Origin of the sequence: Ruminococcus sp., assembly GCF_017650195.1 — a bacterium.
Classification (GTDB): domain Bacteria; phylum Bacillota; class Clostridia; order Oscillospirales; family Ruminococcaceae; genus Ruminococcus.
Genome location: NZ_JAGCFH010000012.1, coordinates 1 through 7,164, shown reverse-complemented (window position 1 = coordinate 7,164; position 7,164 = coordinate 1). Strand labels below are relative to the sequence as shown.

Genomic DNA, 7,164 nt, shown 5'->3' with positions numbered 1-7,164 from the left:
TCTGCGCTTGCCTTTGCAGCAGCCATTGTTGTCATGTAAGGAACTCTGTGCTTGATAGCAGCCTTACGGATATAGCTGTCGTCGTGAACGCTGGTCTTGCCTGCAGGAGTATTGATTATCATCTGTATCTCGCCGTTTGCGATCTCGTCAGCGATATTCGGACGTCCCTCGTATATCTTGAAGATCTTGTCGCAGGGTATGCCTGCTTCCTTTATCATCTCATAGCTCTTGCCTGTAGCGATTATATGGAAGCCCAGTTCGTGGAAGGACTTAGCGATATCAACAAGCTCAGGCTTGTCTCTTTCGCATACACTGAGGAGAACTGTTCCCTCCAGCGGAAGCTTGTTCTTTGTAGCCTCCTGAGCCTTGTAGTAAGCCTCGCCGAAGGAAGGAGATATACCGAGGACCTCACCTGTTGAACGCATTTCGGGTCCGAGGAGAGGGTCCACCTCCTGGAACATATTGAAGGGGAATACAGCTTCCTTTACGCCGTAGTGACCTATCTGCTTGTCCTTGAGCTCCGGAACAGGAGAAGGTCTGCCTGTGATAGAGGAAGTGATGATATCCGTAGCTATCTTAACCATGTTGATATCGCATACCTTTGATACCAGCGGAACTGTTCTTGACGCACGGGGATTTGCTTCGAGAACGTATACTGTGTCGCCCTCGATAGCGTACTGCATATTCATAAGTCCGCATACGTTCATTTCTACGGCTATCTTCTTTGTGTACTCCTTGATAGTAGCCACCTGCTTTTCTGTCAGGTTCTTTGAGGGGAGTATACAAGCGGAGTCGCCGGAGTGTATGCCTGCGAGCTCGATATGCTCCATAACAGCAGGAACAAAGCAGTGCGTACCATCTGATATAGCGTCAGCCTCGCACTCTGTAGCATGGTTGAGGAAACGGTCGATGAGGATAGGTCTGTCGGGGGTAACACCAACGGCAGCGTTCATGTATACTCTCATCATCTCGTCGTCATGAACTACCTCCATTCCGCGTCCGCCGAGAACGTAGGAAGGACGAACCATTACGGGATAGCCTATCTTGTTTGCGATAGCGATAGCCTCGTCGGCATTTACAGCCATACCTGCCTCAGGCATCGGTATACCCAGCTTGTCCATCATAGCGCGGAAGTGGTCACGGTCCTCAGCGAGGTCGATAGTCTCCGGAGTAGTGCCGAGGATATTGACGCCGTACTTTTTAAGGTCGTTTGCAAGGTTGAGGGGAGTCTGTCCGCCGAACTGAGCTATAACGCCCACAGGCTTCTCCTTCTCGTGGATAGCAAGAACGTCCTCAAGAGTAAGGGGCTCGAAATAGAGCTTATCCGATGTATCATAATCAGTGGATACTGTCTCAGGGTTGCAGTTTACGATAATGGACTCGAAGCCCAGCTTTTTCAGAGCAAGTGCTGCGTGAACGCAACAGTAGTCGAACTCGATACCCTGACCGATACGGTTAGGACCGCCGCCGAGTATCATTATCTTGGGCTTTTCTGTGCTTACAGGGCTCTTGTCCTCGTCAAGGTGATATGTGGAGTAGTAGTAAGCAGCGTCCTTTGTACCGCTTACGTGAACGCCCTCCCATGCTTCTTTTATACCGAAGCCGATACGGGCATTGCGTATCTCCTCCTCTGTAACTTCGAGGAGTGAGCTTAGGTAACGGTCGCTGAATCCGTCCAGCTTAGCCTGTCTGAGCACGTTCTCGGCAGGAACTGAGCCCTTCATTGTAAGGAGCTTCTCCTCCTCGTCAACGAGCTCCTTCATCTGCTCGATGAAGTACTTCTTTATCTTTGTGAGCTCATAGAGCTCGTCAATAGTTGCGCCCTTGCGGAGAGCCTCATACATTACGAACTGTCTCTCGCTTGTGGGGAAGCGGAGCTGTGCGAGGAGCTCCTCCTTGGTCATGCTGTTGAAGTTCTTGGCAAAGCCGAGACCGTAGCGACCTGTTTCCAGTGAACGGATAGCTTTCTGGAAAGCTTCCTTGTAGGTCTTGCCTATGCTCATTACTTCGCCGACAGCTCTCATCTGAGTGCCGAGCTTGTCCTCAGCGCCCTTGAACTTCTCGAAAGCCCAGCGTGCGAACTTGATAACTATATAATCTCCGTCAGGAACGTATTTGTCAAGAGTACCGTACTTGCCGCATTCGATGTCCTTGAGAGTAAGACCGCAGGCGAGCATAGCCGAAACGAGAGCAATCGGGAAGCCTGTTGCCTTTGAAGCAAGAGCGGAAGAACGTGAGGTTCTGGGGTTTATTTCAATAACTACTATACGACCTGTCTCGGGATCGCGTGCGAACTGGCAGTTGCAGCCGCCGATGACTTCAATGGATTCGATTATTCTGTATGACATATCCTGTAACGTAGCCTGTACGTCCTCGGGGATAGTGAGCATAGGTGCGGAGCAGAAGGAATCGCCTGTATGAACGCCGATAGGGTCAATGTTTTCGATAAAGCATACTGTGATCTTGTTGTTATCTGCATCGCGGACAACTTCCAGCTCAAGCTCTTCCCAGCCGAAGATACATTCCTCAACGAGTACCTGTCCTACGAGAGAAGCCTGGAGACCTCTTGCGCATACAACCTTTAATTCATCTACATTGTATACCATACCGCCGCCGGCGCCACCCATAGTGTAGGCAGGACGTAGAACAACGGGATATTTCAGCTTTTCAGCTATTTTAACAGCCTCATCGACAGAATATGCTACCTCGCTCTTTGGCATACCGATGCCTAGAGCCTTCATAGCGTTCTTGAACTCTATACGGTCCTCACCGCGCTCAATAGCATCGACCTGAACACCTATTACCTGAACGCCGAACTGTTTAAGTACACCTGCCTTGTCAAGCTCAGAGCAGAGATTGAGTCCAGACTGACCACCGAGATTGGGGAGAAGAGCGTCAGGGCGTTCTTTTTCGATTATCTGGGTAAGTCTTTCGAGGTTGAGGGGTTCGATGTAAGTAATATCAGCAACATCGGGATCCGTCATGATAGTAGCAGGGTTCGAATTTACGAGGACTATCTCATATCCAAGCTTGCGAAGAGCCTTGCAGGCCTGAGTGCCTGAGTAGTCAAACTCGCAGGCCTGTCCGATGATGATAGGACCCGAGCCGATTATCATGATCTTGTTAATATCCTGTCTTTTTGGCATATTATACTCCTGACCCGTACACTGAAAATGTACGTTGATATATTTGCCATGAAACGTCATGGCGCAACTTCTTACCTTATATAATAACATAATTCGGTGCAAATTGCAATATAGAAAATATCTTTTACAACCAGTACAATTTTGGAGAATATGCCGTATTCGGTGGTTAGTTGTTAGTGCAAAGTGCATAGTGTAGTGAAGGTGCAGGCAACTGCGCAGCTAAACTTCAGCCATTGGATGTGAACGCAAAAAGAGCTGCCATAGGCAGCTCTTGCAATGTTATTTCCTGGATCCTGCGTTTTTTATAGCCAGAATGCTTAAAACTGTACCGCCAATGGAAAGGACCGAGAATACGCCATAGATAATAGCTTGTATCCTGTTCTGCCATATACGTTCATCAGCTCTTGAAATAGCCTCTTCGTAAGGGATTCCAGCCTGGCTTTTGGATATGAGACTCTGATAAAAATCCTCTGTAGTATGCGGCACTAACTTGCCAAATGTAATAGCAAAATAAGCAAGTGCTACGATACAAAAGATCAGTAGCAATATAGGGAGCAGTTTTGATTTCCTTTCGCTTGTATCAGAAGTTATAGGCTGATTATTTGATCCTGGATTATTAATATCAGCTATGATTTTTTCCTCCTTTACTCTTGGGATATAATTATATTATAAATTACATTTAGTTTAAAGTCAACAGGAAATATTGAATTGTAATATATGTTTCTTTTATTTTTAATGGAAGAAATATGTTCTCTTTATTACTTTTATCTGTCTGCTCAGCTTTCGCTTCGCCTTGCAAGCATTGCGAGAGTGAGTGAGATATTCTCGTTATGCACCGCAACGCCCTTGGGAGCATTGAGGTATACTGCGGCAAAGTTGAGAATAAATTTTATACCTGCCTTTGCCATTCTGTCGCAGACCTCCTGTGCAGCCGCCTCAGGAACGGTTATGATACCTATACGGATATCATTTTTCCTGCAAAAGCTTTCCAGCTCGTCGATATGTCTGACCGGCTTACCGTTTATGGAACTGCCTACGCGTTCCCTGTTGCAGTCAAATCCGCAAAGAATATCGAAGCCGTAAGCCTCAAAGCCATTATATTCCAGCATAGCTCTGCCGAAGTTTCCCATTCCTGCCACAACAACGCCATCGCGGTTCTCAAAGCCGAGGAATCTGCCTATATCACTCATAAGCTCGGAGGTGATATAACCCACCTTTGGTCTGCCACCCTTGCTTACTGAGGCAAGGTCCTTCCTGACCTGAACGTCATTGAGACCGAGGGCATCGGCAATAGCCGTAGCAGATATATTGCCTTTTTTTCGCTCCTCCGGGAGAGATCTGAGGTAATTGAAGTACACAGGGAGACGCGCCAGCGTCTGAGAGGTAATATTTTTATTCATGGTGTACCTCCGTTCAGAGGACTTATTTTTTCTGCATATATTCGTCCATAGCTGCGGCAGCCTTCTTGCCTGCGCCCATAGCGAGGATTACCGTAGCAGCTCCTGTTACAGCGTCACCGCCTGCGTAAACGCCTTCCTTGGAGGTAAGACCGTCCTCGTCAGCGATGATACCGCCCCACTTCTGGGTGTCGAGACCGGCTGTAGTGGACTTGATAAGAGGATTTGGCGAGGTGCCGATAGACATGATAACGCAGTCAGCCTCAATGTCTATGAAAGCACCGTCTATCGGAACAGGCTTTGCTCTGCCGGATGCGTCTGGCTCTGAGAGCTTCATCTGCTGGCAGTGTATGCTTTTTACCCAGCCGTCGTCAGTAGCCTGTATCTCAACGGGATTTGTGAGGAATTTGAAGATAATGCCCTCTTCCTTGGCGTGCTCGACCTCCTCTGCTCTTGCAGGGAGCTCAGCCTCTGTACGTCTGTAAACTATGTAAACCTCAGCACCCAGTCTCTTAGCGCAGCGTGCGGCATCCATAGCAACGTTTCCACCGCCTACGATAACAGCCTTGCTGCCAGCCTTGATAGGTGTAGCACTGCCCTCTTTGTAAGCCTTCATGAGGTTTATACGTGTAAGGAACTCGTTTGCTGAGTATACTCCGTTAAGGTTCTCACCGGGGATATTCATAAATCTGGGAAGACCTGCACCTGAGCCGATGAATACGGACTCGAAGCCTTCCTCTTTCATAAGTTCGTCAACAGAGACAGTCTTTCCGACAACGGTATTTGTCTCAACCTTTACGCCGAGGGCCTTCAGACCGCCGATTTCCTTCTGAACTATAGATTTAGGAAGTCTGAATTCGGGGATACCATAGGAGAGAACTCCTCCTGCAACGTGGAGAGCTTCAAATATAGTAACGTCGTAACCCTTCTTGGCGAGGTCGCCTGCGCAGGCAAGACCAGAAGGGCCCGAACCGATAACAGCAGCCTTGTGACCATTTTTTGCAGGTATTTCGGGAGCTACTTCGGGCTGTGCGTTGTGCCAGTCGGCAACGAATCTTTCAAGGCGTCCGATAGCAACGGGCTCGCCCTTGATGCCTCTTACACACTTGCTCTCGCATTGTGTCTCCTGGGGACATACTCTTCCGCATACAGCAGGAAGTGAGCTGGACTTTGTGATTATCTTGTAAGCCTCTGCGAAATTTCCCTCAGCCACCTGAGCAATAAATGCAGGGATATCTATCTGTACGGGACAGCCTGTGGAGCAAGGCTTGTTCTTACAGTTAAGGCAGCGTTTAGCTTCATCTATAGCCTGTTCCTCGGTATAGCCGAGAGCTACCTCGCTGAAATTCTTGTTTCTTACGTCGGGAGCCTGTACAGGCATCTCATTTCTTGTAGCAGACATATTCGGCATATTACTTTACCTCCTTGAACAGATTGCAGGCTTCCTCGTAGGCGTGACGTTCGAAGGGCTTGTACATAGCTCCTCTTGCCATAGCCTCGTCAAAGTCTATGAGATGGCCGTCGAATTCGGGACCATCAACGCAGGCAAATTTAGTCTCGCCGCCGACTGTGAGACGGCAGCCGCCGCACATTCCCGTACCATCTATCATTATTGGGTTCATGGAAGCGACAGTGGGGACATTGTACTCCTTGGTGAGCTTACAGACGAACTTCATCATTATGAGAGGTCCGATAGTGATGACCCTGTCGTACTTTTCGCCGCTGTCTATGAGCTTTTTGAGGGCATCGGTAACGAGACCCTTTTCGCCTGCGGTACCATCGTCGCTCATGAGCACGAACTTTGAGCTTGCAGCCTTGAACTCGTCCTCAAGTATAACGAGATCCTTGCTTCTGAAGCCTACTATGGAATGAACTTCAACACCGAGGGCATGGAGCTTCTTTGCAACGGGGTAAGCAATAGCACAGCCTACGCCGCCACCGACTACAGCAACCTTTTTAATTCCCTCTGTCTCTGTAGCTCTGCCGAGAGGACCAACGAAGTCCTGTAAGCAGTCGCCTTCGTTCATGTGGTTGAGCTTTTCTGTCGTAGCGCCGACTATCTGGAATATTATAGTCACCGAACCGCTCTCACGGTCAAAATCTGCGATAGTGAGCGGTATGCGCTCTCCGTCAGCGTCTGTTCTGAGTATTATGAACTGTCCCGGCTCAGCCTTTCTTGCTACCTTGGGAGCGTTTATACGCATAAGGGTAACGGTGGGGTTGAGACTTCTTTTTTCAAGAATTTCAAACATTGTCCATACCTTCCTTACGATAGATTTGCAGTGCAGGGGGGTTCGGTGGCAGTCGCCATTGACCTCCGCCGATACAGGCATTGCATTGATATATTCAATATTATATCACAAAAACCTTATGCTGCACAAATATAACAGCGGAATATCGATATTCCGATATCGATATTTTTGTAGCGATTCATACACTGACTGCTGTCAGACTTTGGTTTATTTCCGTGGTAATACAGCGGAAATAATAGAAAAGAACGACATTGGCCGTTACGATATATATAATTACATATTATGCTGGCTGATACAGGCATTAGTCTCCTGTATAGTGCTAATCAAACAGTAAAAAACATGGGGCGATATGAACATCGCCCCAAAAAT

General features: G+C 48.1%; 4 protein-coding genes. All 4 read right to left on the bottom strand.

The window, feature by feature from the left end; genetic code table 11:
* Positions 1-3,146 (bottom strand): carbamoyl-phosphate synthase large subunit (carB, locus tag J6U00_RS00355; RefSeq protein ID WP_296577458.1); only part of this gene is annotated, 3,146 nt, incomplete at its 3' end.
* Between the two features lie 776 nt (positions 3,147-3,922).
* Positions 3,923-4,546: a redox-sensing transcriptional repressor Rex gene (locus tag J6U00_RS00350; RefSeq protein ID WP_296577456.1), complete on the bottom strand. Its 624-nt coding sequence runs from the start codon at positions 4,544-4,546 to the stop codon at positions 3,923-3,925.
* 22 nt (positions 4,547-4,568) lie between these two features.
* A complete protein-coding gene (gene gltA / locus J6U00_RS00345) occupies positions 4,569-5,954 on the bottom strand; it encodes an NADPH-dependent glutamate synthase (RefSeq protein ID WP_296577454.1) in 1,386 nt (461 codons plus the stop codon).
* A 1-nt stretch (position 5,955) separates the two neighbouring features.
* Positions 5,956-6,795, bottom strand: coding sequence for a sulfide/dihydroorotate dehydrogenase-like FAD/NAD-binding protein (locus J6U00_RS00340; RefSeq protein ID WP_296577451.1), 840 nt, complete (start codon positions 6,793-6,795; stop codon positions 5,956-5,958).
* Positions 6,796-7,164: the final 369 nt, after the last annotated feature.